Source organism: Xanthomonas sp. 3058 (assembly GCF_014199765.1).
Lineage (GTDB): Bacteria > Pseudomonadota > Gammaproteobacteria > Xanthomonadales > Xanthomonadaceae > Xanthomonas > Xanthomonas campestris_B.
In genome coordinates, this window is sequence record NZ_JACHOF010000050.1 from 1 (window position 1) to 2,542 (window position 2,542).

The window sequence follows — 2,542 nt, forward strand, 5'->3', positions numbered from 1 at the left end:
TGGGCACGTTCATGGCCTACTCGGCGTTTAATAATGCAGCAGCCCCAGGTCCCCAGGGGCAGCCAGCTGGGTCGTATATGCCGCAGCAGGTGGCTCGCAACTCCAATCAAGCCAGCGAACGCGAATTCGGGGCAGCACCAAATCAGTCAACTCGCTCAATTGGGTCGACAGGCGCTCCTGATTCAACTCCAATAACTGGCTACCGCGGTAATGCGGGCAAGATTGATAGTTAAGCTGAGTAACGGCACGAACAGTTAGCAAGCTCGGCGGACATAAAAATATGAAATTTTCCAAAATTTTTTTATTACTTTTATTAAATATTACATTCTCTGCAGGAGCTGAACAGGGATGTCCACCTGGCCAATTCCCTATTGGCGGACAGGGCGCCGTAGCATGTGCACCAATTCCTCAAACGGGTTCTGGACCTCAAGAGGCAAGGCCTCTTGGCAAATGGATTAAGACTTGGGGTGCTATTTCGCTTGATAAATCCAGCGCAGGAGCGTTGGGCGTATCGGTCGGAAAGCTCTCCAAACGTGAAGCACAGCAAGACGCCATTGCCGGCTGTATTAAAGCGGGAGGGAAAGACTGTCGAGATTGGACGGCATATCAAAATCAATGCGCCGCAGTTGCAGAGCCATATCGAGATGGGCGATCAGTAGCAGGAACACTGCATTTTAGGACTGGTCCTTCACCTGAAAATATTAAGCATGAAGCCGAGGAAATTTGCTCATCAGAGAATAAAGGGGAATGCCGCGTGATTTACGAAGCTTGCTCCGAACCCATTTTCAAACCCTACTAGTTACTGAATGCTCACGGAAAGTGAAGCCTCATGAAAAAACGTGGATTACTCACAGCATCGATTCTGTACTCCAGCGCTCTTTGAACCTCTGCCCAAACCGGCAGGCTCTATGAGTTCATTTCCTACTACAACAACGACCTATTTACCTTATGCACGCTTGGCGTTCCGACTGATTGTTGGCCACGATCGACCCGGCCACCGGCACCCTTACTTTCACCATCAGTACTGTTTCAACGCGGTCTCGGCGCAGATGTTCGCTCGCATTTGCCCGGTCGTTTACCGGCATGGTACGCCCCAGAGCACCTCATGTGCTGCGCAGTAAGTGACTCGCACTTCATTAGGAGCGATGCATTGGATAGAGTGCTTTCCCCTCATGATGCATGCTGGCACCGGTCCACCGAGAGCCTTCGGAATCTCCTGATCGTCGTTGTCTTGACGATTGCGCTTACCGCCACCCTGCTCGCCCTGGCTTATCGCACAGCATTCACCGCCTTGCTCGAGCTTGCACACTCTGCGGCCTTTGTCGGTGCGGTGCTGCATTTTGCCGTTGTAATTCTGCTGACAACCCGGATTGCACATGCAACTGCCGTCTGGGGAAAGCTGCGCAGCCAGGGCAAACAGATGCCAGAATTACGACAATTGCTCCAGACGATTTTCAACACAGCCGGCATGACCGCCTTGATGCTGCTATTGGCAGTGGGTGCGGCCTGCATCCCCTTTTTAATGCGCCTGGTGATGCAACTGCCCGAGCTCGGATTGGTCTTTGGCTTCCTGCTCATCGCCTTGGTGTCGCATAGCGCAAATATCAACCGCAACGCTCGCCGACTGCGTGATGCGATCACCGCCGCAGAGCGGTCTGCACAGCGCACAATGGCCGCATGAACGCTCATCTGAACATCAAGATTGTTGGCTGTCTTTTCCTAATGCTCCTGGCTGGGTGTAATCCAATGAATGCTGCTTCTGAAAGACACGATACCGGCGCGACCACCACCGACGGCGATCCGGTCTACCGCAAGAACCCGCATCCGACGCAGGCATACCGGATCACGATGACCATCGAGGATGCGCCCGGGCCGTTTGAGTGGATCTCGGGCACTGCATTCTATGAAATGACCAACCGTAACAGCTGTACGCCAATCGACCCCTCATTAGGCATGTCGACAAAGCAGAAAGAAGATGGAATTCCCATCACTTTCGAAAAACTCAACGACACAACATACGTGGCGAAGATTTATGCCGACGGAATGGTCGATGCAGATTATTACGGGAAAGGCACCTGTAATTTCGAGCTGGATGGTGTCGGCATTTCGCTCAAGGCGACCGGAAAGCATGAAGACACGAGGTTTGAGCCAGCTCTATTCAAAAATGAGATTCATAGCAGAGCTCCTAAAGTCACTTATTTCTGGAAAGGCCGTTATCCCAAAGAAGATATTGACAACTTCCCAGACAGCGGAAAAGTCAGACTGGACCAGTTCAACAATGATGCCCGAGGAAACATATTTAAAGTTACGCTAATCACGGAAGAGGTAATGCCATGAGCCTGACGAGCCAACAATATGCAGCCCTTGCGAAAGATGCCTACGATGAACCGCCTGAAACTGGAGCGAGCAGTCGCCCTGTCGATATCGGTGGCATTACCTATAAACGACTTGAGTATGTAGACAGTCCTTCAGGCTATCAAGGCATTATTTATCAGCGGATCGATAATGACGAAATCATCGTCGCCCATCGCGGCACCGAGAC

The 2,542-nt window shown here is 51.7% G+C and carries 3 protein-coding genes and 1 pseudogene; all 4 read left to right on the top strand.

Features of this window, described 5'->3' with window-relative positions; all coding sequences use genetic code 11:
• Positions 1-280 precede the first annotated feature (280 nt).
• Positions 281-799 (top strand): DUF4189 domain-containing protein, encoded by a 519-nt coding sequence (locus GGR61_RS20835; protein ID WP_184623827.1) that lies wholly within the window; start codon positions 281-283, stop codon positions 797-799.
• A 432-nt stretch (positions 800-1,231) separates the two neighbouring features.
• Complete coding sequence (locus GGR61_RS20840; protein WP_326520652.1) at positions 1,232-1,681, top strand: hypothetical protein; 450 nt, start codon at positions 1,232-1,234, stop codon at positions 1,679-1,681.
• The gene (locus GGR61_RS20845) at positions 1,678-2,337 is read left to right on the top strand and encodes a hypothetical protein (RefSeq protein WP_184623831.1); all 660 of its coding nucleotides are present in this window, start codon (positions 1,678-1,680) and stop codon (positions 2,335-2,337) included. Before GGR61_RS20840 ends, GGR61_RS20845 begins: the two co-directional genes overlap by 4 nt.
• A pseudogene (locus tag GGR61_RS20850) lies at positions 2,334-2,542 on the top strand (hypothetical protein); the annotation flags it as partial. The gene GGR61_RS20845 and the pseudogene GGR61_RS20850, both read left to right, overlap by 4 nt.